Origin of the sequence: Cronobacter sp. HA18003, assembly GCF_011605905.1 — a bacterium.
GTDB lineage: Bacteria > Pseudomonadota > Gammaproteobacteria > Enterobacterales > Enterobacteriaceae > Cronobacter > Cronobacter sakazakii.
The window spans coordinates 1,862,573-1,886,924 of record NZ_JAANQO010000011.1 but is presented as its reverse complement, the minus strand read 5'-3'; the positions used below and the strand labels follow the sequence as shown (position 1 = coordinate 1,886,924).

The window sequence follows — 24,352 nt, the reverse complement described above, 5'->3', positions numbered from 1 at the left end:
TTACGAAAGCCGCATTGTGCGGCTTTTAACCAGTCAGCGTTCCCCGCTTTGCCTGCCGCTTGAAAAATTTCTCCGCTATCCCCATCTCTGCCTCAACCGTTTTTGTTCACTGTGGCCTGTTTTGTTGAGGTATCACCATTATGAAAGGACAAGAGACCCGTGGTTTTCAGTCAGAGGTCAAACAGCTTCTGCACCTGATGATCCATTCTCTCTATTCAAATAAAGAGATTTTCCTGCGTGAGCTTATCTCCAACGCCTCGGATGCGGCGGACAAACTGCGCTTCCGTGCGCTTTCCAGCCCCGATCTCTATGAAGGCGACGGCGATCTGCGCGTGCGCGTGTCGTTTGATAAAGACAAACGCACCCTGACCATCGCCGATAACGGCATCGGGATGACCCGCGATGAGGTTATCGACCATCTCGGTACCATCGCGAAATCGGGCACCAAAGCATTTCTTGAATCGATGGGCTCTGACCAGGCGAAAGACAGCCAGCTTATCGGTCAGTTCGGCGTGGGCTTCTACTCGGCGTTTATCGTCGCCGATAAAGTGACTGTGCGCACCCGCGCGGCAGGCGTCAGCGCCGATGAAGCGGTGTTCTGGGAATCGGAAGGCGAAGGCGAATATACCGTTGCGGATATCAGCAAAGCGGATCGCGGCACCGAAATCACGCTGCACCTGCGCGAAGGCGAAGATGAGTTCTTAAACGACTGGCGCGTGCGCTCGATCATCAGCAAATACTCCGACCATATCGCGCTGCCGGTTGAGATTGAAACCCGCGAGGAGAAAGACGGCGAAACCATCGTCTCCTGGGAGAAAATCAACAAGGCACAGGCGCTGTGGACTCGCAGCAAAGGCGAAGTCAGCGACGACGAATATAAAGCGTTCTATAAACACATCGCGCACGACTTCACCGATCCGCTGACCTGGAGCCACAACCGCGTGGAAGGGAAGCAGGAATACACCAGCCTGCTGTACATCCCGTCCCAGGCGCCGTGGGATATGTGGAACCGCGATCATAAACACGGTCTGAAACTCTACGTGCAGCGCGTGTTTATCATGGACGACGCCGAACAGTTCATGCCGAACTACCTGCGCTTTGTGCGCGGCCTGATTGACTCCAACGATCTGCCGCTCAACGTATCGCGCGAAATTCTTCAGGACAGCTCCATTACCCGCAACCTGCGCAGCGCGCTGACCAAACGCGTATTGCAGATGCTGGAGAAACTGGCTAAAGACGACGCCGAAAAATACCAGACCTTCTGGAAACAGTTCGGCCTGGTGCTGAAAGAAGGCCCGGCGGAGGACAGCGCCAACCAGGAAGCGATCGCCAAACTGCTGCGTTTCGCCTCCACGCATACCGATTCCGCCGCGCAGACCGTGTCGCTTGCAGATTATGTCTCCCGCATGAAAGAAGGGCAGGAGAAGATCTACTACATCACCGCCGACAGCTACGCGGCCGCGAAGAGCAGCCCGCATCTGGAGCTGCTGCGTAAGAAAGGCATCGAAGTGCTGCTGCTTTCCGATCGCATCGACGAATGGATGATGAGCTATCTCACCGAGTTCGACGGTAAAGCGTTCCAGTCTGTGGCGAAAGCCGACGAATCGCTGGAGAAACTGGCGGATGAAGTCGACGAAAGCGCCAAAGAAGCGGAAAAAGCACTGGAGCCGTTTGTTGAGCGTGTGAAAACCCTGCTGGGCGATCGCGTGAAAGAGGTGCGTCTGACGCATCGTCTGACCGACACGCCAGCGATTGTCACCACCGACAACGACGAGATGAGCACGCAGATGGCGAAGCTTTTCGCCGCGGCGGGCCAGGCGGTGCCGGAAGTGAAATACATTTTTGAGCTGAACCCGGATCATCAGCTGGTGAAACGCACCGCCGATACTCAGGACGAGGCGCAGTTTAAAGAGTGGGTGGAGCTGCTGCTCGATCAGGCGCTGTTCGCCGAGCGCGGAACGCTGGAAGATCCTAACCAGTTTATCCGTCGTATGAACCAGCTGCTGGTCTCCTGATCGCGCGTCAGGGGCGTTTTGTTAAGGTGGGTGCGCTAACGCTTACCCACCCTACAACGAGGGCGTTGTAATAACGTAGGGCGGGTAAGCGAAGCGCACCCGCCGTCGCAACGCGAAGCAGACAGTTTCGTAGGGCGGGTAAGCAACGTGCACCCTCCACCGTAAAGCGGAGCAGGCAGTCTGTAGGGCGGGTAAGCGAAGCGCACCCGCCAGCGCAACGCTCTTTACCGTCGCAAACGCCCACACCCATTACATCACTGGTAAAAAGGCGGACACCTCGCGTGCCCGCCTTTTTTATACCGCCTGGGCCATTTTCTGCCCGTCACGCCCCGGTGAAACCATTTACCCTCCGCCGCGTTTGTTGTCGGCATAGCGCCTTTAATGGTATGGTTTTCGCTTCAATCACGTAGTGAAAATGCAAACGTATGGAGAATTACGCAATGCGTATTATTCTGCTCGGCGCTCCGGGCGCAGGAAAGGGGACTCAGGCACAATTCATCATGGAGAAATACGGCATTCCGCAAATCTCCACCGGTGACATGCTGCGCGCGGCAGTGAAATCTGGCTCTGAGCTGGGTAAACAGGCGAAAGACATTATGGACGCCGGCAAGCTGGTTACCGACGAGCTGGTGATTGCGCTGGTCAAAGAGCGTATCGCCCAGGAAGATTGCCGCAACGGTTTCCTGCTGGACGGTTTCCCGCGCACCATTCCTCAGGCGGACGCCATGAAGGAAGCGGGCATCAACGTTGACTACGTGCTGGAATTCGACGTGCCGGATGAACTGATTGTTGACCGTATCGTTGGCCGCCGCGTTCACGCGCCGTCTGGTCGCGTTTACCACATCAAATTCAATCCGCCGAAAGTGGAAGGCAAAGACGACGTGACCGGTGAAGCGCTGACCACCCGTAAAGACGATCAGGAAGAAACCGTGCGTAAGCGTCTGGTGGAATACCATGAGATGACCGAGCCGCTGATCGGCTACTACCGCAAAGAAGCGGAAGCGGGCAACACCCGTTACGCCAAAGTCGACGGCACCAAAGCCGTTGGCGACGTGCGCGCCGAACTGGAAAAAATCCTCGGTTAAGCCGAAGAGGTATGACCAACGCCGGGCTCAGCCCGGCGTTTTGCTATCTGCGCCTCACATCCTTGCCGCCTGCGCCTTAAATTTTCCTGCCTGAGGGCGTATAACGTTTGCGGATCAACACACAGGAAACCCGCATGTTCAGACAGACTCCGCTCCTGGATGAGTCCACCGCCCGGCTGATTGTCCGGCGCGCCATGAGCATCATCGACTACCCGGTTAACGTCATGGACAGCCACGGCGTCATCATCGCCTCCGGCGATCCGCAGCGCCTGATGGAGCGTCACGAAGGGGCGCTGCTGGCGCTCGCCGAGAGCCGCGTCGTGGAGATAGACGCCGCCACCGCGCGTCATCTGAAGGGCGTGCGCCCTGGCATCAATCTGCCGTTCTGTTTTCGCCAGCGCCAGATTGGCGTTATCGGTATTTCCGGCGAGCCTTCGCAGGTGCGCGCCTGTGGCGAACTGGTAAAAATGGCGGCCGAGCTGATGGTCGAGCAGGCGGCGTTGCTTGAGCAAAACCAGTGGGAGAAACGCTACCGCGAAGAACTCACGCTACAGCTGCTCGCAGGCGGCGGCGACACAGAGGCGCGTGAATCAATGGCCGCCTGGCTTGGCGTTGCGCTCTCGGTGCCGCGTATCGCGTGGATAATCGAACTGCGCGACGGCAACCCGCAACAGATGCGCGAACTGCTCGCGGAGCTTGAGCGCGAGGCGCGCGATGCGCTGTTCGCCATGACCGGTTTTAGCGAAATGGTCATGCTGCGCCCGGCGAGCATGGAAAACGGCCAGTGGAGCCCGCAGCAGGAACGTCACCAGGCGCAGCATCTGCATGCGCTCTGGCAGGGGCGGTTTAACGTGCGGTTGATCCTGGGCGGCTTTTACCCCGGCGACGCGGGGCCGTCCCGTTCGCTGCGCGCGGCGCGGGCCACGCAGTCGATGGCGCGCCGTCTTAAGCTTCGCCACAAAACGCTGGTTTATGATGAAAATCCGCTGGCGGCGTTGCTTTGCGATCTCGGTGACGACTGGCGCGCCGAAGAGCTTGGCGCGCCCTGGCGCAGGCTGGCGGAACACGATGATAAAGGCGTGCTGCGCCAGACCCTGCGCCACTATTTTTCCCGAAATTGTGAGCAGGCGCAGACGGCCAGCGCGCTGCATATCCACGTCAACACGCTACGCTACCGACTACAGCGTATCGAGGCCATCACCGGCCTTAAAATCAACCAGTTATCTGACTGCCTCCAGCTTTATGTCGGGATGCTGACACAGGCGTGAGTTGTAGAAACCCACAAACGCAGGCGGGCGGCAGCACGCTTTCTTTGTGGGTTTCGCTCAGGCTTTCCCCGCGGCGCGACGCTATGTTGTCCAGACCCTTACCTCAAAGAGAAAACAATAATGACAACGGTATCCACTCTCGGCGCGCTGACGGCGCTGGTCGTCGCGATTGTATTAATTCTGCGTAAAGTGCCACCGGCTTACGGCATGCTGGCGGGCGCGCTGGCAGGCGGCCTGGTCGGCGGTGCGGATCTTGTCCATACGGTCAGCCTGATGATTGAAGGCGCGCAGGGCATCACCAACGCGGTGATGCGCATTCTGGCGGCGGGCGTGCTGGCAGGCGTGCTGATTGAGTCCGGCGCGGCGCACACCATCGCGGAGACCATCGTGCGCAAGGTGGGCGAAAAGCGCAGCCTGCTGGCGCTCGCCATCGCGACGCTTATCCTGACGGCGGTCGGCGTGTTTATCGATGTGGCGGTGATCACCGTCGCGCCCATCGCGCTCTCTATCGCTCAGCGTGCGGGCATCTCGCGTATCGCTATCCTGCTCGCCATGATTGGCGGCGGCAAAGCGGGTAACGTGATGTCGCCAAACCCGAATACCATCGCCGCAGCGGATAACTTCCATGTGCCGCTCACCTCCGTAATGCTCGCGGGCGTCATTCCGGGGCTGTTTGGTCTGGCGATGGCCTGTTTTCTGGCGAACCGCTTAAGCAATAAAGGCAGCCGGGTCACCGAGCAAGAGCTACCGGTACAGGATACCGGCCCGCGTCCGGGTTTCGCCGCGGCCATCAGCGCGCCGCTGGTAGCGATTCTGTTGTTGTCGTTGCGCCCGATTGCTGGCATCGCCGTTGACCCGTTAATCGCGCTTCCGGCGGGCGGGCTTGCGGGCGCGCTGCTGATGGGGCGGCTGCGCCAGTGCAATACGTTTATGGTCTCAGGCTTAAGCCGCATGGCGCCGGTGGCGATTATGCTGCTCGGCACCGGCGCGCTGGCGGGCATTATCGCCAATTCGGGGCTTAAAGATGTGCTGATCGACACGCTGACCCACACCGGGCTGCCCGCGTGGCTGCTGGCGCCGCTCTCCGGCACGCTTATGTCGATGGCGACGGCGTCCACTACCGCTGGCACCGCCGTGGCGTCCGCCGTTTTTAGCCATACGCTGCTGGAGCTTGGCGTCAGCGGCATTGCCGGGGCGGCGATGATCCACGCGGGCGCGACGGTGCTCGATCACCTGCCGCACGGCAGCTTTTTCCACGCGACCGGCGGCAGCGTCGGGATGACCGTGCATGAACGGCTTAAACTTTTACCGTATGAAACGCTGGTGGGCTTCACCATTGCCACCATTTCAGCGCTGATGTTCGGCGTACTGGGTGTTGCTGCTTAAGGAATAAACTATGACAACCCTGAAAAAAATCGTTATCGCACCGGATTCATTTAAGGAGAGCCTGAGCGCAATGGATGTCGCGAAGGCTATCGAAGCGGGCTTTCGTGAAATTTACCCGCAGGCGCACTACGTCTGCGTGCCGATGGCGGACGGCGGCGAAGGCACCGTCGAGGCGATGGTCGCCGCGACCGGCGGGCAGATCATCACCACGCCGGTGACCGCGCCGCTCGGCAACAACGTCGACGGTTTCTTCGGCCTGCTGGGCGACGGTGAAACGGCGGTGGTGGAAATGGCGGCGGCCTCCGGTCTGCATTTGGTGCCAACCGCGCAGCGCGATCCGCGCATCACCACGAGTTACGGCACCGGCGAGCTTATCCTCGCGGCGCTGGAGCGGGGCGTGAAGGCGATTATCATCGGCATCGGCGGCAGCGCCACCAACGATGGCGGCGCGGGCATGATGCAGGCGCTGGGCGCGCGGTTTCTCGACGGCGAAGGGCGTGAGCTGGCACCCGGCGGTGCGGCGCTGACCAGGCTGGAACGGCTTGATCTCTCGGCACTCGACCCGCGCCTCGCGCAGGTCAGCGTGACCGCCGCCTGCGACGTCGATAACCCGCTGTGCGGTGAGAAGGGCGCGTCGGCGGTGTTTGGGCCGCAAAAAGGTGCCACGCCTGCCATGGTGACAGAGCTGGACGCCGCGCTCAGGCGCTTCGGCGAACAGCTCGAAGCCGCGACGGGCAAAGCGATTATCAGCGCGCCGGGGGCGGGGGCAGCGGGCGGCATGGGGGCCGCGCTGCTCGGTATGCTGAACGCAGAGCTGCGCCCTGGCATTGAGATTGTTATTGAATCCCTGGGGCTTGCGCAGGCGGTGCGCGACGCGGATCTGGTGATTACCGGCGAAGGGCGGCTCGACAGCCAGAGCATCCACGGTAAAACGCCTGTTGGCGTGGCGCGCGTGGCGAAACAGTTTCAGCGCCCGGTGGTGGCGATTGCGGGTAGCCTGACGCCCGATTATCAGATAGTGCATGAGCACGGCATCGACGCCGCGTTTTCGGTGATTGACCGCATCGTCACGCTTCAGGAGGCGCTGGATGACGCTGAACGCAATCTGCGCGTCACAGCCCGCAACGTGGCGGCGCTCTGGCATCTGGCCGAAAACCGGCGCTAACGCCTTTTGCTGTTATCGGTTCCGATAAATAACTTTTACGTTACAATGATTTTCATTCGCAGCGGTGCGGCAGGTCTCCTGAAGCGCACCGTTCGCGCCGGACATCAATGAGGAACCGTGATGCAGTCAGTGAAAAGCGGCGTTTTATTAGTCAATCTCGGCACCCCGCAGGCACCCACCCCGGCAGCCGTTAAACGTTATTTAAAGCAGTTTTTGAGCGACCGGCGCGTCGTGGACGTGCCGCGCTTTATCTGGTGGCCGCTGTTGCGCGGCGTTATTCTGCCGCTGCGTTCGCCGCGCGTGGCGAAACTCTATAAGTCCATCTGGATGGAAGAGGGCTCGCCGCTGATGGTTTACAGTCGTCGCCAGGAAAAAGCGCTGAGCGCGGCGCTTGGCGATGTGCCGGTGGCGCTCGGCATGAGCTACGGCCAGCCGTCGCTCGACAGCGCCGTGCAGAAGCTGCTCGACCAGCATGTCGATCACATCATTGTGCTCGCGCTCTATCCGCAATACTCCTGCTCCACCGTGGCGGCGGTATGGGACGAGCTGGCGCGCATTACCGCCCGCTACCGTAAGCTGCCGTCCATGACGCTTATTCGCGATTACGCCTGCGAACCGGCTTACATCAGCGCGCTGGCGCAGTCAGTACAGCGCTCGTTTGAAAAACATGGCGAGCCGGATCTGCTACTGCTCTCTTACCACGGCATTCCGCAGCGTTACGCCGATGAAGGCGACGACTACCCGCAGCGCTGCCGCGACACCACACGCGAGCTGGTCTCGGCGCTTGGCATTGCGCCTGAAAAAGTGATGATGACGTTCCAGTCGCGCTTTGGCCGCGAGCCGTGGCTGACGCCTTATACCGACGAAACCATGAAAATGTTGGGCGAGAAAGGCGTGAAGCATATTCAGGTGATGTGTCCGGGCTTCTCCTCGGATTGCCTGGAGACGCTCGAAGAGATCGCCGAGCAGAACCGCGAGATTTTTATCGAGGCGGGCGGTGAAAAGTACGAATACATTCCGGCACTTAATGATGAGCCTGCGCATATCGCGATGATGAAGGAGCTTGTCGACCGTTACCGTTAATCGCGCGCGGGGCGGGTAGTGTGCTACCATTCCCCGCCTGATTAGCTACCCGCACGCAATACCATGAAATTTCCCGGCAAACGTAAGTCCAAACACTATTTTCCCGTCAGCGACCGCGATCCGCTCCTGCAACAAATTCAACCTGAATCCGATGTCAGCGCCTCCTGGGTGGTGGGTATCGACCAGACGCTGGTGGATATCGAAGCCCGCGTGGATGACGCGTTTATCGAACGCTACGGGCTGAGTCTCGGCCATTCGCTGGTGATTGAAGACGATGTCGCCGAAGCGCTGTACCAGGAGCTGGTGCGTGAAAATCTCATCACCCATCAGTTTGCCGGTGGCACCATTGGTAACACGATGCACAACTACTCCGTACTGGCGGACGACCGCTCGGTGCTGCTGGGCGTCATGTGTAATAACGTACAGATTGGCAGCTACGCCTACCGTTATCTCTGTAACACCTCAAGCCGTACCGATCTGAACTATCTCCAGGGCGTCGACGGCGCGATTGGCCGCTGCTTCACGCTGATAAGCGAGCAGGGCGAGCGCACCTTCGCCATCAGCCCAGGCCAGATGAACCAGCTGCGCCCTGAGAGCATCCCGGAAGAGGTGATTGCCGGCGCGTCGGCGCTGGTGCTGACCTCCTATCTGGTGCGCTGCAAACCCGGCGAGCCGATGCCGGAGGCCACCATGACCGCCATTCGTTACGCCAAAAAGCATAACGTGCCGGTGGTGCTGACGCTCGGTACCAAATATGTGATTGCCGATAACCCGCAGTGGTGGCGCGATTTCCTGAAAGAGCACGTGTCGATTCTCGCGATGAACGAAGAAGAGGGCGAGGCGCTGACGGGCGAAAGCGATCCGTTGCTGGCGTCGGATAAGGCACTCGACTGGGTGGATCTGGTGCTCTGTACCGCCGGGCCGGTCGGGCTCTATATGGCGGGCTTTACCGAAGAGGAAGGCAAGCGCAAAACCCAGCATCCGCTGCTGCCGGGCGCGATCGCCGAGTTCAACCAGTATGAATTCAGCCGCGCGATGCGCTTTAAAGATTGTGAAAAGCCACTGCGTATTTTCTCCCATATCGCGCCGTACATGGGCGGGCCGGAGAAGATAATGAACACCAACGGTGCCGGCGACGGCGCGCTGGCGGCGCTGCTGCATGATATTACCGCCAATAATTATCACCGTACCAACGTGCCGAACTCCAGCAAGCATAAATACGCCTGGCTGACCTATTCGTCGCTGGCGCAGGTGTGTAAATACGCGAACCGCGTGAGTTATCAGGTGCTGAACCAGCATTCGCCGCGTCTGACGCGCGGTCTGCCTGAGCGCGAAGATAGCCTCGAAGAGGCGTACTGGGAGCGTTAACCGTTACGTTATGGCGGGTGCGCTAATGCTTACCCGCCCTACGGTTAACGGTCTGTTTTTTGTAGGGGGGGTAAGGCGCAGCCGCACCCACCTTTACCCGCCCCACGGTTAAACGGCCTGGTTTTTGTAGGGTGGGTAAGGCGCAGCCGCACCCACCTTTACCCGCCCTACGGTTAAACGGCCTGGTTTTTGTAGGGTGGGTAAGGCGCAGCCGCATCCACCTTTTTCACCGTCACGCACGCCTTCCCGCCCATCAACTGTGGCTCAAAATCTCCTGCGCCTGCTCGGGCTTATCGAGCATACGCAGCATCGTGCTCGCGATTTCCCGCTCGCCCATCACCACCTCATTCGCGCCGCGCTCGGTGATGTAATCCACCTCGTCGTCATAATGCGCGCGGGCGATGATTTCGATATCCGGGCGCTTCTCACGCGCGGCAGCGACGATTTCACCGGCTTCATAACCGTTCGGGATGGTCAACAGCAGCCAGCGCGCGCAGTCGAGATGCGCCAGCGTCATCGTCTGCTCGTTAGCGGCATTGCCAAGCACCGCGCGAACGCCGCGCTCGCGCAATGCCTCGACGCGGGTGCGTGAGGTTTCCACCACCACCAGCGGAATGCCCTCGGCGATAAGCTTCTCGCCAAGCAGGCTGCCGACGCGGCCATAACCCACCAGCAGCGCGTGATTGCAGATATCCACCGGGTTCTGCTGTTCCTCTTCCATCGCCTCTTCCAGCGTCTGCTCCTCCAGCTCGTCGTGACGCGACAGGAAACGCTCCAGCAGCACAAACAGCACCGGGTTAAGCATGATGGACAGGATCGCGCCCGCCAGCACCAGGTTCTGCCCGTCCTGCGGCAGCAGATCCAGCGCCATGCCAAGCCCGGCCAGGATAAACGCGAATTCACCAATCTGCGCGAGGCTCACCGCAATCGTCAGCGCGGTGCGGCGCGAGTGGCCGAACAGTTTCACCAGCGCAAACGCGGCGATCGATTTGCCGAACAGGATAATCAGCAGCGTGCCCAGCACCGCCAGCGGTTGCTGAACCAGAATCATCGGGTCGAACAGCATCCCGACCGAGACGAAAAACAGCACCGCGAAGGCATCGCGCAGCGGCAGCGTATCGTGCGCGGCGCGGTGGCTCAGCTCCGATTCGTTCAGTACCATGCCTGCGAAGAACGCGCCCAGCGCGAATGAGACGTCAAACAGCTCGACCGCGCCGAAGGCAATGCCGAGCGCCAGCGCCAGCACCGCGAGCGTAAACAGCTCCCGCGAGCCGGTGGCGGCGCTGCGCGCCAGGATCCACGGCACCAGGCGGCGACCCACCAGCATCATCAGCGCGATAAACGCAATGACTTTGCCAAGCGTAATGCCCATATCGAGGCTCAGCGTCGCAAGACCGAGATCGCCTTTCTCCAGCATCCCGGCGACGGCAGGCAGCAGTACCAGCGTCAGCACCATCACCAGATCTTCAACGATAAGCCAGCCGATGGCTATCTGCCCGCGCTGGCTCTCTATCAACTGCCGCTCTTCAAGCGCGCGCAGCAGCACCACGGTACTGGCGGTAGAAAGACACAGACCGAACACAATGCCGGTCATCAGTGACCAGCCGAGGAAGGTGGAGAGCCCGGCGCCCAGCAGCGTCGCCACGGCTATCTGCAAAATCGCGCCGGGAATGGCGATAGACTTTACCGCCATCAAATCCTTCAGAGAAAAATGCAGACCCACTCCGAACATCAGCAGGATCACGCCAAGCTCCGCCAGCTCCGGCGCAAGCTTTGTATCCGCGACAAAACCGGGCGTAAACGGCCCGGCCACCACGCCTGCGAGCAGGTATCCCACCAGCGGTGAGATACGCAGCCGGTTGGCGAGCATACCGAGAATAAAGGCCAGAACAAGGCCACCGACAAGTGTGGTGATAAGCGGTGTGGCGTGATGCATTCCGTCTCCTTTCGTTGAATGTGATACACCGGATGTTTTGCGTGCAACTCGTAACAGTTTATGACAATTTTCGGCAGCGCGGGGCAGTTTATTAGCGAAAACTTTCTGAAATCGCTCATTAAGAGCAAAAAATGCGAACCGGACGCAGAAATCCATATTATCAGGAACAAACCGAGAAGATATGCGGATAACAGGTCGGGCCATTTTGTGCTTTCACTGACAAAAGTACGTGTTTTAAGAAAGGAAAAAGTAAACGACGCTTTGATAACGCTGCCCAGATGAAAAATGGCGCTTTTTTGACGAGCAGATGAACGTAAGGTGATAGCAATTCAGTGAATTTGCCGTGCAGAGACCTTTTTTTGTTTGTGAGCCATTAAATCGCCGCTTTTGTAACAAGACATAAACCTTGCTTGCCGTTACGCTGTGGTTTTGAGGAAAGTCGCAAATCTGAAAACAAAGTTGAGTATGTTCGGCAGGCGCTGTAATTTCAGCATTCACGTTAAGGATAGGGAGAGTTGTCATGGGGTTAGCCAGAAAAGGGTTGGCTGTCGCGCTGCTGGCGGGGCTTAGCCTGCTGAGCGGCGGGGCATCCGCCTGGGAGCAGGATAAAACGTATAACATCACCATTTTGCACACCAACGATCATCACGGTCATTTCTGGCGCAACGAATATGGCGAATATGGTCTGGCGGCGCAGAAGACGCTGGTGGACAGCGTACGGCGTGATGTCACCGCGCAGGGCGGCAGCGTGCTGTTGCTCTCCGGCGGCGATATCAACACCGGTGTGCCGGAATCTGATTTACAGGACGCCGAGCCCGATTTTCGCGGCATGAATCTGATTGGTTATGACGCGATGGCCGTCGGCAACCATGAGTTCGACAACCCGCTGAGCGTGCTGCGCCAGCAGGAAAAGTGGGCCAAATTCCCGCTGCTCTCCGCCAACATCTATCAGAAAAGCACCAATGAGCGCCTCTTTAAACCCTGGGCGATTTTCAAACCGCAGGGCATTAAAATCGCGGTGATCGGGTTAACGACCGACGACACCGCGAAAATCGGCAATCCGGAATATTTCACCGATATCGAATTCCGCAAGCCTGCCGACGAAGCGAAACTGGTGATTCAGGAGCTGCAGCAGAATGAAAAACCGGACGTCATCATCGCCGCCACCCATATGGGTCATTACGATAACGGCGATCACGGCTCTAACGCGCCCGGGGATGTCGAGCTGGCGCGCGCGCTGCCGGCAGGCGCGCTGACGATGATTGTGGGCGGTCACTCACAAGATCCGGTCTGTATGGCGTCAGAGAATAAAAAACAGGTGGATTACGTGCCGGGCACCCCGTGTGCGCCGGATCGGCAGAACGGCACCTGGATTGTGCAGGCGCATGAGTGGGGCAAATATGTCGGCCGCGCGGATTTCCAGTTCCGCAATGGCGAAATGAAGCTGGTGCGCTATCAGCTCATCCCCATCAACCTGAAGAAAAAAGTGACCTGGGATAACGGCCAGACCGAGCGCGTGCTCTACACGCCGCAGATCCCGGAGAACCCGCAGATGCTCTCGCTGCTGACGCCGTTCCAGAAAAAGGGCCAGGCGCAGCTGATGGTCAAAATCGGCAGCGTCAACGGGCGGCTTGAAGGCGATCGCAGCAAAGTGCGTTTTGTGCAGACCAGCATGGGCCACTTAATTCTTAACGCCCAGATAGCCCGCACCGGCGCGGATTTCGCGGTGATGAGCGGCGGCGGCATTCGTGATTCCATCGAAGGCGGCGACATTACCTATAAAGACGTGCTCAAGGTCCAGCCGTTCGGCAATACGCTGGTGTATGTCGATATGACGGGTAAAGAGGTGCTGGAGTACCTGACCGCTGTCGCGCAGAAAAAACCGGATTCCGGCGCTTATCCGCAGTTCGCCAACGTGAGCTTTACGGCCTCGGGCGGCACGCTGAATGATGTCAAAATCAAAGGCGAACCGGTCGATCCGGCGAAAACTTACCGTATGGCGACGCTCAGCTTTAACGCGACGGGCGGCGACGGTTATCCGCCCATCGATAAAAAGCCGGGTTACGTGAATACCGGTTTTGTGGATGCCGAAGTGCTCAAGCAGTACATCCAGCAGAGCTCGCCGCTGGATGTAAACACTTTTGAGCCGAAAGGCGAAGTGAGCTGGCAGTAACTCAGTCGCGGCGGGCGATATCGGCGAACTGCGCGTTCAGCAGCGTCGCTAAATCCGCCGCCGCCAGTTCGATATCCAGCCCGCGCTTGCCGCCGGAGATATAAATGGTCGGGAAGTCGCGGGCGGGCGCGTCAATCAGCGTCGGCAGGCGCTTTTTCTGCCCGAGCGGGCTGATGCCGCCTACCAGATACCCGGTGGTGCGCTGCGCTATCATCGGGTCCGCCATTTCCACTTTCTTGGCGCCGAGCGCCTTCGCGACCTTTTTCAAATCCAGCTGTGTGGCGACTGGCGTGACGGCGACGGCCAGATGTTTCATATCGCCATTTACCGCCACCAGCAGCGTTTTATAGACCTGCTCTGCATTAAGCCCGAGCTTGCGCACCACTTCATCGCCGAAGTTGGTTTCATTCGGGTCGTGCTCATAGGCGTGCAGCGTAAAAGCTATCTTATTTTTTTCGAGTAGATTAACCGCGGGCGTCATGTTTCCTTTCCCATTTCTGTGACCTGTCGGCACAGCATAGCGCCAGACAGGGGCGAAAAAATTGTATCAGCTTGCGGGATTATATTGGCAGCGTGGATGGTTTGCGCGACAATCGCCGCAACCGTCCGCTAAGGCGCACGGCATAACGACAATAACGAAAAGTTCCTCTTTGACGGGCCAGTAGCGATACTGGCCTTCTTTTTAAGAGGTGCGAAACATCGCCGGTAGATTGTTCTCGCCATAAAGATGCAGCGCGCCGACGGCCACCACGTAACGCCCCGGCGGCAGCGAAAGCAGGTAGTGATGCCACTGCCGGTTACGCTGCTGCATCAGCATATCGCCAAGCTCGGCGCTGAAGGTGTTCGGCAGCGCGACGCTGCCTGCCGCCTCTGGCGGACGCGCCATCCACCAGCCCATCATAATCTGCAACAGCCGCGCGTTGGTGTGCCAGTGGGTCAGTGTATCTTCAAGCAGCGCCAGACCGTCCTGCGGCAGGCGACGCAGCAGCTCCACCTGACTCTGTGCGCCCTCCAGTTCGTTTACTTTCACCTGGTGCGTCTGCGCCGCGTTTAAGAGCTGATAATCGATGCCAAAATCGGGCCGCAGGCCGAGGCGCTGCGCCTGGTGCGCTTGTAAAATCAGCGCCACCTGCCAGAGCGGCAGCGTATCGAGCCGGGAGAGCGGCAGCGCCAGATCGTCGATGAGTTTCTCAAGCTGGAGGAACAGCGCCTCGTCGAGACGCTCGCCGAGCGGCGGGCAGGGCGGCGGATCGCCGAAGGGCGAGTCATTGCCACGGATATCGGCTTCGACAATCAGCGCGTCGGCGCGCCGCAGTTTGTCCACCAGACGCGCGGGGAGCGGCGCCATATCCGCAGTGCCCATATGAATGCTGCCGACCAGGTGCAGATAGCGCCCGCCGGGCAGCGTAATATCCACCGCCGGCCACGGATAACCGGGGCGCAGCGTGTCAAACCAGGTGCGCAGACGACATAACAGGCCCATAACCACTTCCCATGACGTAAAAAGCCATGCTAACGCGCAGGCGGGACGGGTGCAAACAAGAGGCGGGGTGAAGCCGTTCGGACGGAGCGTTCACCGGCAGGCAAGCGGCTGTGGTGCAACACGGCGAGCACGATAATGCCTGAATCAGGCGCGGTGTAATAAATACTATGGCTGGCGCAGGGGAAACGGCGTAGCGGGCAACCTGGCTGGTTTTCCGAATCTGCATCACTGTGTTGCGGCCATAAAAAAGCCCGCCGGAGCGGGCTTGCGCTTATTTTTTCGGGTTAAACCGCAGCAGCCGGTTGGCGTTACTGACGACGGTAATCGATGAGAGCGCCATCGCCGCGCCTGCGACCACCGGGTTCAGCAGGGTGCCGGTCAGCGGCCACAGCACGCCTGCCGCCACGGGAATGCCGAGTGCGTTATAGATAAAGGCACCGAGCAGGTTCTGTTTCATATTGCCAAGCGTCGCTTTGGAAATCGCCATCGCGTCGGCGACTCCCGTCAGGCTGTGGCGCATCAGGGTAATCGCGGCGGTTTCAATAGCCACATCGCTGCCGCCGCCCATCGCGATCCCCACTTCCGCCTGGGCCAGCGCCGGGGCGTCGTTAATGCCATCGCCAATCATCGCCACTTTGCGGCCCGCCTGCTGAAGCTTCTGAATCGCCTGTGCTTTGCCATCCGGCAGGACGCCTGCAATCACTTCATCAATGCCCGCCTCGCGGGCGATGGCGTTCGCGGTGACGGCATTGTCGCCGGTCAGCATCACCAGCCGGTAGCCTTCGCGGTGCAGGCGCGCCAGTGCATCGGCGCTGTCTTCACGCAGCGGGTCGCGAATGGCGAAGAGAGCCGCCAGCGTACCGTCCACCGCCAGCAGCACCGGCGTGGCGCCGAGGCTTGCCTGACGCTGCGCCTCATCGCGCAGCGCGTCGGTCGGAATACCGTTTTCCTCCAGCAACGCCTGATTACCGAGCAGCAGCGTTTTGCCCTGCGCCTCACCGCTAACGCCCAGCCCGCGCAGCGTGCGAAAACCACTGACGGCGGGAAGGTCTGCGCCGCCGGCACGTTCGATAATGGCGCGCGCGAGCGGGTGGCTGGAGCCTTGCTCCAGCGCGGCGGCGAGGCGCAGCGCGTCCGCTTCGGTGATGTCGCCCGTGGTGGCGATGGCCGCCACCTGCGGTTTGCCTTCGGTTAACGTGCCGGTTTTGTCAAACACCAGCGTGTCGACGTCGCTTGCGCGTTGCAGCGCGTCGGCGTCACGCACCAGTACGCCAAACTCCGCCGCGCGCCCGACGCCAGAGATAATCGACATCGGCGTGGCAAGGCCCAGCGCGCAGGGGCAGGCGATAATCAGCACCGTGGTGACAATCACCAGCGTATAGACGATCTGCGGGGCCGGGCCTGCGAAATACCAGACCGCGCCGCTGAACAGCGCAATCAGCACCACGACCGGAACAAAAACCGCGGAGATGCGGTCGGCCAGCTTGCCGATTTCCGGCTTGCTGCTCTGCGCCTGGCGCACCATGCGAATAATGCGCGACAGCGTGGTGTGGTTGCCCACCGCGGCGGCGCGAAACAGCACGCTGCCATCCTGCACAACGGTGCCCGCGTGGATCGCATCACCCGCCGCTTTTTGCTGCGGCACCGGCTCGCCGGTCAGCATCGCTTCGTCAAACCAGCCTTCGCCGTCGGTAATGTCGCCATCCACAGGGACGCGATCGCCGGTGGTGAGGCGCAGCGTCATGCCCGGCGTCACCTCCGCCAGCGGCACGCTTTTCTCACCTTCCGGCGTGACAACGCGCGCAACCGGCGGCGTCAGATCCAGCAGGCGTTCCAGCGCTTTCGATGAACGCTGGCGGGCGCGCGCCTCCAGCATATGACCAAGATTAATCAGACCAATAATCATGGCGCTGGCTTCGTAATAGAGATGACGCGCTTCCATCGGAAAATGCTGCGGCCAGAGGTTGACGCTCATGGAGTAGAGCCAGGCCGCGCCGGTGCCGAGCGCCACCAGCGTATCCATTGTCGCGCTGCGGTTGCGCAGGCTTTTCCAGGCGCTGGTATAAAAATGACCGCCCGCGAAAACCATCACGCCGAGCGTGATAAACCCAATGACCAGCCAGAGCGAACGGTTGGCGTCGGTGACCATCATGTTGTCGCCGAACATGCCCCAGATCATCACCGGAATGCCGACGGCGAGCGCGAGCGCCGCCTGCCAGCGAAAGCGTTTCATGGCCGCCTGCGCGGTCTGCTGCTGGCGCTCGCGGCGTTCGGCGTCGTCATCGATAGCCTCTGCGCCGTAGCCCGCTTTTTCAACCGCCGCGATTAAATCAGCGGCGGAGGCATGGCCCATCACCAGCGCCGTGCGCTCCGCCAGATTCACCCGTGCCTGCGTGACGCCCGCCACCCCTTGCAGGGCGTTCTGAACGCGGCTCACGCAACTGGCGCAGCTCATGCCGTTGATAAGCAGCTGTCGGCTGTCGTCATCGTCGGCGTTATCCGCTGCCGGAAGCTCAGGTTGCGCCGCTGTCAGTGCTTCCGACGGGGTTGATGACTCTGTCAGCGGGTTAGCCTTTGGGTGTGCGAGGGTCGCGTCGTAACCGGCCTGTTTCACCGTCTCAATCAGGGCGTCCGCAGGCGCGGTAGTGGTGACGCTGGCATGTTCAATCGTGACATCCGCGCGTTCAACGTCCGGGCGCTGCTCCAGGCTCTCTTTCACCCGTTTTACGCAGTGTCCGCAGGAAAGCCCGTCCAGGGCCAGTTCTATGGTGTTTGACATACGTTGTCTCCTCAGTAAGCGGTCAGCCTCGGGTTGACCGGAAAACTCAATTCGTTCTACTGTTACTTAGCGTAAACCTTCCATCAAGGGGAAGGTCAAGGGGGAAACGTGAATATCAGCGATGTGGCAAAAAAAACCGGGCTGACCAGCAAAGCGATTCGTTTTTACGAAGAGAAAGGGCTGGTGACGCCGCCGCTGCGCGGCGATAACGGCTACCGCACCTATTCGCAGCGGCATATCGATGAACTGACGCTGCTGCGCCAGGCGCGGCTGGTGGGGTTTAACCTGGAAGAGTGTCGCGAACTGGTGCATCTGTTTAACGATCCGGCGCGCCACAGCGCGGACGTGAAAGCGCGCACGCTGCAAAAGGTGGCGGAAATCGAAAGCCATATCGAAAGCCTGCGGGCGATGCGCCAGCAGTTGCTGGATCTCGCCGCCGCGTGTCCTGGGGATGAGAGCGCTGACTGCCCGATTATCGATAACCTTTCCGGCTGCTGCCACCGGCGAGCTGATGCGTAAAATCAGCGCTCGTCGTTCATCACGAAAATCACCGCGCCGCGATACCAGGGCGATGCCGCAAGGGTTTTCTCCTGCGCCTTATCCCACTCGCCATTCTGCGCGATGCCAATTTTAAACGGTACGCGCAGGCCGAGCAGGGCGGGTAAATACCGCGCGTAGCCCGGCACCGTGTGTCGCCCCTGATAAGTCTGCACCACCAGTTCATCCACCGGCAGGGCGTTAAGTTGCGCGACGCTGCCGGTCTGCGCCCAGTCGAGCAGCCCTGTCACGCCGAGCCCGAAACGGCCATCCAGTCGCGCCCGCAGCCGCGTTAAAAAATGGCCATAATCCCCGATGCGCCGGGTCGCTGCGTCAAAATCAATCTGTAACCCGGTCACCGGATTTCCCGCCTGCGCCCAGCGCACGGGCAGGCGGGCCAGCGTGTCGAGCATCTCATCGCTGAGATCGAGCCGCTCAAGCCGCACGGTAAGCCAGAGGGCAGGCGCGCGCAGGCGGGCGACCGGCTGGCCGAGGCGCACAAACGCGGGCTTGCCCTGGCGCGTGACCACATCGCCCTGATGCAGATAGATAACCTCAGCCTCACGCAGCGCCGCAGACGGCCTGACGCCCGACCAGAGCCAGAAGGCCCGGTAGTCGGTGTCATTCACCCGCGTCGTCTGCGCCCACGCGCTCGTTGTCGCCAGCAGCAGGCTTACCAGTAATATTTGAGCTGCTGCGCCCATGGGCTTCCCGGCCAGTTTTTCTTAAGCTGCCCGAACCAGGCTTTGCGCGTCGCTTTATCGACATCCTCACCGCCGCAGTCGTTATACCCTGACGGCGCATAGCACATCACGGCGCGGTACAGCGCGTAGCTTTTATCTTCCGGCTCGGCTTTCGGGTTGGCGATGACCTGCTGGTAATAGTGCTGACGATTCGGCAGCCCGACCGGGTGTTCGGTGCGGGTCACGGTATCGAGCGTACTGTTGCCGCCGCTATCGCCCCACGGGTTGACCTGCGCGCCCGTCAGGCGGAAAAACTCGCCGAGGCAGTTCAGCGCGTGGCTGTCGTCCGGGTGAGCCGCCAGCGTTTTCGCGGTCTCATCAAGCGGCCTGCAGGCGTAGCCTTTCGCCACATCGTCGCCTTTCCAGTTGAAAATGGTCAGGCTGACGTCACCGTATGCCTTCTCATCCAGCGGTTTGAGATCGCCAGCCAGCGCTTTGTCCTGGAGATAATCCTGATAACGGCCTTCGGTCAGATGGCGTGTAAGCAGCGTGTGCAGCGCAATGGTGCGCTCTTCGTTGTTCATGCCGTGCAGCGCCTGATCTTTAAGAAGATCCAGCGGCGCTCTGGTTTTCAGCACCAGCGAGCGGTAGCGCAGGCCTGTCACCAGACTTTGCGGCGCGAAAATCGCCGCCGTTTCGTTGTTTTCAACCAGCGCGGCCGCCAGTTTCATCTGCAATAGCTGCTGTTCAGCGCCCGGTTTGGCGGATTTCAGCAGGCGCTGCCAGTGGTCGCGCGCGGCGGCCCACTGCTTTTGCGCGCCCAGCGCGTCGCCGTACAGCACCTGCTCGCTGAAGGCGAGAATATCGTTCTGCGGCACGCTGTCGGCAGGCTTAATCGCCGCCACGACGGCCGCGTAATCCTGCTGCTGCCAGAAGAGCCAGGCGTTTTGCAGGTAGTTCCACAGCGGCATCAGCCCCGCTTTTTCATAGATGGGTTTGTAATCGTCGAGCATCTGGCGCGTCACGTGCGGGTTTTTGTCGGCTTTACGTTCATTTTCGCGCAGCCAGCGCAGCGTCTGGGTAAAGGTGAGCAGCGGCGCGTCCGGGCTGCTGACAAAAAAGGTGTCGCCGCTGGCGTCTTTGCTTTGCAGTTTGGTGTCGTTCTCTAAAAGCAGCGCGCGCAGGGCGTCGGCGTCCGGTGCCGCTTTCAGCGCCTGCTCGTAGCGCGGGGCCAGCGCGTCCCAGTCCTGGAGATACCAGTAGATGCGTCGCTGCATGCCGCGTGCGGAGTCAGCGTAGTCGCCCTCCGGCCAGGCTTTCAGGTACGCCTCAGAATAAGCGAGCGCCTGGCGCGCGGCGGTTTTGTCGATTTTAGTGGTATCAAACAGGCCGTAATCATCGTCCACCGCCGCGGCGCTGCTCTGGTTAAGCGCCACGCGCATCAGCATATAGGCGGCGGTCTGCGCCACCCACGGCTGGCTGCTGGCTTTAAGCGCGCTAAAGCGTTCCGTCGCGGCGGGGTAGTCGCCCTGATAAAACGCGCTCGCCGCGCCAAGATATTCATCGAACACAGCGGCGGCCGATCCCTGCGGCGCGTTGAGGCTGTCGGGCGTGCTGTCAGGCGCCTGATAAATACTCAGACGCGCCTGCGCCAGGTGTTGACGCTGCGCGTCGGTCAGCGATTTCTCATTATTCAGCGCAGTCAGAAACGCGATGACGCTCTGCGAATTATTGGAGACAAAACGGTTTTCACGGTCGGCGTCGCTGAGCGTCGCGGCGGCCGGGTCGAGATGCAAGCTGGTCAGCAGCGTCGCCAGCGGGTCCGGCGCATCGCCTGCCGCGGTGCCGGGCGTGGCAGTTTCCGTGACATCTTCTTCGTGATAGCCGAAGTGGTAATCGCGGGTAGTGCGCGTGTCGGCGGGCAGCGGCCAGACCGGCAGCGCGAAATGTTTCTGCTCGCTGATAAGGCGAATCAGGTTGTCGCGGGTATCGTTATTCACATTAAGCCATGGCTCGCCTTGCAGAACGCAGCCCGGCGTGCCCCACGTGCAGTCTTCAATATCAGAAGAGGCCTGCGCGCAGAGCGTGGGCAGCGTCAGCAGCGCGAGGGCGATCCCTGTCAGTCGTAGCGTCATAACGTCGTTTCCTTGTGAATATTTTGTAAAAAAGCCTGTCCGGATCATGCCCGAACAGGCTTTTATTGAACAGTGCTGTCTTGCGAGAATCAGCTATTGCGTCCGGCTCGCCTGCACGCGCAGGCGAATGCCGTCGAGCGCGACCACTTCAACAACTGTACCTGCCGGTAAATCGCTGCTCGCCACGACCGGCCAGACGCTATCACCGACGGTAATTTGCCCGCGGCCATTCTCCAGCGACTGCGTCAGCATAAAGCGCTGGCCAATCAGCTGCTGACCGCGCTGGTTAAGCGCGTTGTCAGGCCGCGGCTGTGCGCGACGCGACAGCCAGCGCCACCAGAGCCAGACGGCGATAAGCATGAACAGCGCGAAACTCACGCCCTGCCACTCCCAGCCCAGCGGCAGAAGCCAGGTCAGCAGCCCGGTCGCTACCGCCGCCACGCCGCTCCAGAGCAGAAAGCCGTTGCCGCCGAGCATTTCCGCCGCCAGCAGCAGTCCGCCCAGGCAGAGCCAGAAGACGTGAGGGTGAGAGAGGATAAGGGTCATCATGGGCGTTTACGCTCGGTGCCGCTCTCTTTCATGAGTTCGGCGATCCCGGCTATCGAACCCATCAGGCTTGAGGCCTCCAGCGGCATCATCACCACTTTGCTGTTGCTGGAAGAGCCAATCTGCTGCAGCGCGTCGGTATATTTCTGCGCCACAAAGTAATTTACCGCCTGAATATCGCCCGCGGCGATCGCTTCGGAAACCATTTTCGTGGCGCGCGCTTCTGCCTCGGCCGAACGCTCACGGGCTTCCGCCTGCAAGAACGCCGACTGGCGATCGCCTTCCGCTTTGAGGATCTGCGACTGTTTTTCGCCTTCGGCTTTGAGGATCTCTGCCTGGCGCACGCCTTCGGCCTCCAGAATATAGGCGCGTTTGGTACGTTCGGCTTTCATCTGGGCGTTCATCGAGGCGATAAGCTCGGCGGGCGGGCGCACGTCGCGGATTTCGATACGTGTGACTTTGATGCCCCACGGGTTGGTGGCTTCATCGACAATGTGCAGCAGGCGGGTGTTGATGCTGTCACGCTGCGACAGCATTTCGTCCAGTTCCATCGAGCCCAGCACGGTACGGATGTTGGTCATCGTCAGGTTGATGATGGCAAGCTCCAGGTTGCTCACCTCATACGCCGCGCGCGGCGCGTCGATCACCTGAATAAAGCAGACGGCGTCGATAGTGACGTTGGCGTTATCTTTAGAGATAACCTCCTGCGACGGGATATCGAGCACCTGCTCCATCATGTTGATTTTGCGGCCCACGCGATCCATAAACGGCACCACGAGATTCAGGCCAGGCTGAAGGGTTTTGGTATAGCGGCCAAAGCGTTCCACCGTCCACTGGAAACCCTGCGGCACGATTTTGACGCCAGCCATAACGATAACCAGCGCGACGAAAATAAGTACGGGGATAATAAACAGCATCGAACCAACCTCCTGTTGTGTGCAATAGCGACTATTCTACCGCCTGCCAGCGCCGGGCGCGGCGCCCGAATCTGGCAGGGGAACGTCACGGCATCCTTGCCGGTGGGAATCAGTAAAGCAGAGAGTAGAGCTGACGGCGATATTTTGACGCCAGCGCGTCACCGGTGCCCAGCGCGGCCAGGATTTCCTGGAGCATTTTACGCGCCTGACCGTCGGCGGCGTTAAGATCTTTCTTCAGGTGGTCGAAAAGTAATTCCAGCGCCTCTTCGTTACGGCCGACCTGATGCAGTTGCAGCGCAAGCTGGCTGGCGAGCTGCGCGTCATCCGGGTGTAGCTCCACCTGCTGTTGCAGTTGCTGGATCTCCGGCGTGTCCGCCGCCTGTTTTAGCAGGTCTATCTGCGCCACCAGGCCCTGATAGCGGGTGTCCTGATCCTGCAACGGAATGGTTTTCAGCACCGCTTCGGCGTCTTCGGAGCGGTTAAGCGCTATTTGTGCCTGCGCCAGCAGCAGGCCGATTTCGCTCGCCTGGTTCGACATCTGCCAGGCCTCTTTCAGCAGCGGCAGCGCTTCAAGATGTTTGCCTTCCTGCATCAGCGCCATCGCTTCCTGCGCTTTCAGCTCTTCTTCACGCGGCAGCACTTTGTCCAGCAGCGCGCGGATCGCTTCTTCCGGCTGCGGGCCCTGGAAGCCGTCCACCGGCTGCCCCTGGCTGAACAGATAGACCGTCGGGATGGCGCGCAGGCCAAACTGCGCGGCGATGGCCTGTTCGTTATCGCAGTCCACTTTCGCGAGAATAAACTGGCCCTGATACTGGTTCGCCAGTTTCTCCAGCACCGGCGTCAGCTGCTGGCAGTGCTGGCTGCGATCGGACCAGAAATAGAAGAGCACCGGCACCGTCATGGATTGCTCCAGGATCTGGTGCAGGTTCGCTTCGCTGAGGTTGATAATATTCTGTTCGGACATGAGTCACTCTCTGTTGTCGATTTCCTTTTTACATGGGGGCAGGGCGCTCGTCTTCAACTTACCCGTGTAAAATTTTGTCCATGATTCGCGTCGGCAGTAGCCGTTTGAGTATGCCTACCGCATGCGTCACCAGCGTGACCGGATAGCGAATACGCGGATTCGGGCTCTCAAAAGCATGGCGCACTTTGGCGACGACCGCCTCCGGGCCGAGTGTAAAACGCGCGGCGATGCCGGGGTTTTCGACCGGTTTATCCGCCTGCGTCTGGTTGACGTTTTCCGTAAAGCGCGTGCGAATAGGGCCGGGCTCAATCAGGCTCACCTTCACGCCGCTGTAGCGCAGCTCCATGCGCAGCGCGTCAGACCACGCCTCCAGCGCATATTTGCTGGCGGCATAGGCGCCGCGTCCGGGGGTTGAAATTAACCCCATGACCGAACTGGTATTGACGATGCGCCCTTCGCCGTGCGGCAGCATCGCGGGCAGCAGCAGCATGGTGAGCTGATGCGCGCCGAAAAAGTTCGTCGAGAACTGCTGTTCCATCTGCGCGCGGCTGATGGTTGAGAGCGGACCGTACACGCCGTAGCCGCCGTTATTGAAAATCCCGTACAGGCGGTTATTCGTCAGGCGAATCACCTCCTGCGCGGCGGCCTCCACGCTCTGCGGGGAGTCGAGATCGAGTTCAATGCCGATGAACCCCAGCGTATTCATCCGCGCCACATCGTCCGGCTTGCGGCAGGCCGCAAGGATTTGAAAGCCCTGACGGCGCAGCTCGTGCGCGCAGGCAAGACCAATACCGCTGGAACATCCTGTAATTAAGAGTGATTTTTGCAT

General features: G+C 60.2%; 19 protein-coding genes. 9 read left to right on the top strand and 10 right to left on the bottom strand.

Annotated features, from left to right (window positions below; all coding sequences use genetic code 11):
- Positions 1-140: 140 nt before the first annotated feature.
- The 7 genes from htpG to G6041_RS10035 all read left to right on the top strand — a co-directional run bounded on the left by htpG (position 141) and on the right by G6041_RS10035 (position 9,370).
- Positions 141-2,015 (top strand): molecular chaperone HtpG, encoded by a 1,875-nt coding sequence (htpG, locus tag G6041_RS10065; protein WP_012125442.1) that lies wholly within the window; start codon positions 141-143, stop codon positions 2,013-2,015.
- Between the two features lie 440 nt (positions 2,016-2,455).
- Positions 2,456-3,100, top strand: coding sequence for an adenylate kinase (gene adk / locus G6041_RS10060; protein WP_007891936.1), 645 nt, complete (start codon positions 2,456-2,458; stop codon positions 3,098-3,100).
- Between the two features lie 134 nt (positions 3,101-3,234).
- Positions 3,235-4,368 carry a sugar diacid recognition domain-containing protein gene (locus tag G6041_RS10055; RefSeq protein ID WP_012125440.1) on the top strand — a complete coding sequence of 378 codons (1,134 nt, stop codon included), beginning with the start codon at positions 3,235-3,237 and terminating at the stop codon, positions 4,366-4,368.
- A 120-nt stretch (positions 4,369-4,488) separates the two neighbouring features.
- Entirely contained in the window at positions 4,489-5,754 is a 1,266-nt protein-coding gene (locus tag G6041_RS10050) for a GntP family permease (RefSeq protein WP_004385034.1), read from the top strand.
- 10 nt (positions 5,755-5,764) lie between these two features.
- Positions 5,765-6,919, top strand: a complete 1,155-nt coding sequence (locus G6041_RS10045; protein WP_012125439.1) for a glycerate kinase — start codon at positions 5,765-5,767, stop codon at positions 6,917-6,919.
- A 120-nt stretch (positions 6,920-7,039) separates the two neighbouring features.
- On the top strand, positions 7,040-8,002 hold the full coding sequence (hemH, locus tag G6041_RS10040; RefSeq protein ID WP_004387931.1) for a ferrochelatase: 963 nt from the start codon (positions 7,040-7,042) through the stop codon (positions 8,000-8,002).
- A 63-nt stretch (positions 8,003-8,065) separates the two neighbouring features.
- Positions 8,066-9,370 (top strand): inosine/guanosine kinase, encoded by a 1,305-nt coding sequence (locus tag G6041_RS10035; protein WP_004387930.1) that lies wholly within the window; start codon positions 8,066-8,068, stop codon positions 9,368-9,370.
- Positions 9,371-9,623: 253 nt separating this feature from the next.
- Here G6041_RS10035 and ybaL read toward each other — a convergent pair whose 3' ends face one another.
- Positions 9,624-11,306, bottom strand: coding sequence for a YbaL family putative K(+) efflux transporter (ybaL, locus tag G6041_RS10030; protein ID WP_004387268.1), 1,683 nt, complete (start codon positions 11,304-11,306; stop codon positions 9,624-9,626).
- Positions 11,307-11,826: 520 nt separating this feature from the next.
- Between ybaL and ushA the strand changes: the two genes are divergently transcribed.
- Positions 11,827-13,479, top strand: coding sequence for a bifunctional UDP-sugar hydrolase/5'-nucleotidase UshA (gene ushA, locus G6041_RS10025; RefSeq protein ID WP_012125437.1), 1,653 nt, complete (start codon positions 11,827-11,829; stop codon positions 13,477-13,479).
- Between the two features lies 1 nt (position 13,480).
- Here the strand turns inward: ushA and ybaK are convergent, their stop codons facing one another.
- The 3 genes from ybaK to copA form a co-directional block, all read right to left on the bottom strand.
- Positions 13,481-13,960, bottom strand: coding sequence for a Cys-tRNA(Pro)/Cys-tRNA(Cys) deacylase YbaK (gene ybaK / locus G6041_RS10020; protein WP_007891943.1), 480 nt, complete (start codon positions 13,958-13,960; stop codon positions 13,481-13,483).
- Between the two features lie 201 nt (positions 13,961-14,161).
- Positions 14,162-14,962 carry a TraB/GumN family protein gene (locus tag G6041_RS10015; RefSeq protein WP_012125436.1) on the bottom strand — a complete coding sequence of 267 codons (801 nt, stop codon included), beginning with the start codon at positions 14,960-14,962 and terminating at the stop codon, positions 14,162-14,164.
- Positions 14,963-15,233: 271 nt separating this feature from the next.
- Complete coding sequence (copA, locus tag G6041_RS10010) at positions 15,234-17,741, bottom strand: copper-exporting P-type ATPase CopA (RefSeq protein WP_012125435.1); 2,508 nt, start codon at positions 17,739-17,741, stop codon at positions 15,234-15,236.
- 108 nt (positions 17,742-17,849) lie between these two features.
- Here copA and cueR point away from each other — a divergent pair, with 108 nt between their 5' ends.
- Positions 17,850-18,260 carry a Cu(I)-responsive transcriptional regulator gene (gene cueR, locus G6041_RS10005; RefSeq protein WP_012125434.1) on the top strand — a complete coding sequence of 137 codons (411 nt, stop codon included), beginning with the start codon at positions 17,850-17,852 and terminating at the stop codon, positions 18,258-18,260.
- Between the two features lie 2 nt (positions 18,261-18,262).
- Here cueR and G6041_RS10000 read toward each other — a convergent pair whose 3' ends face one another.
- The 6 genes from G6041_RS10000 to G6041_RS09975 form a co-directional block, all read right to left on the bottom strand.
- Positions 18,263-18,982: a DUF3142 domain-containing protein gene (locus tag G6041_RS10000; RefSeq protein ID WP_012125433.1), complete on the bottom strand. Its 720-nt coding sequence runs from the start codon at positions 18,980-18,982 to the stop codon at positions 18,263-18,265.
- The gene (locus G6041_RS09995) at positions 18,952-21,096 is read right to left on the bottom strand and encodes a hypothetical protein (protein ID WP_041460583.1); all 2,145 of its coding nucleotides are present in this window, start codon (positions 21,094-21,096) and stop codon (positions 18,952-18,954) included. The genes G6041_RS10000 and G6041_RS09995 overlap by 31 nt, the downstream gene beginning before the upstream one ends.
- Before the next feature lie 93 nt (positions 21,097-21,189).
- Positions 21,190-21,645: an NfeD family protein gene (locus G6041_RS09990; protein WP_012125431.1), complete on the bottom strand. Its 456-nt coding sequence runs from the start codon at positions 21,643-21,645 to the stop codon at positions 21,190-21,192.
- Positions 21,642-22,559, bottom strand: a complete 918-nt coding sequence (locus G6041_RS09985; RefSeq protein ID WP_012125430.1) for an SPFH domain-containing protein — start codon at positions 22,557-22,559, stop codon at positions 21,642-21,644. Before G6041_RS09985 ends, G6041_RS09990 begins: the two co-directional genes overlap by 4 nt.
- A gap of 109 nt (positions 22,560-22,668) precedes the next feature.
- Positions 22,669-23,523 (bottom strand): co-chaperone YbbN, encoded by an 855-nt coding sequence (locus G6041_RS09980; protein ID WP_004385478.1) that lies wholly within the window; start codon positions 23,521-23,523, stop codon positions 22,669-22,671.
- A 58-nt stretch (positions 23,524-23,581) separates the two neighbouring features.
- On the bottom strand, positions 23,582-24,352 hold the full coding sequence (locus G6041_RS09975; RefSeq protein ID WP_004385477.1) for an SDR family oxidoreductase: 771 nt from the start codon (positions 24,350-24,352) through the stop codon (positions 23,582-23,584).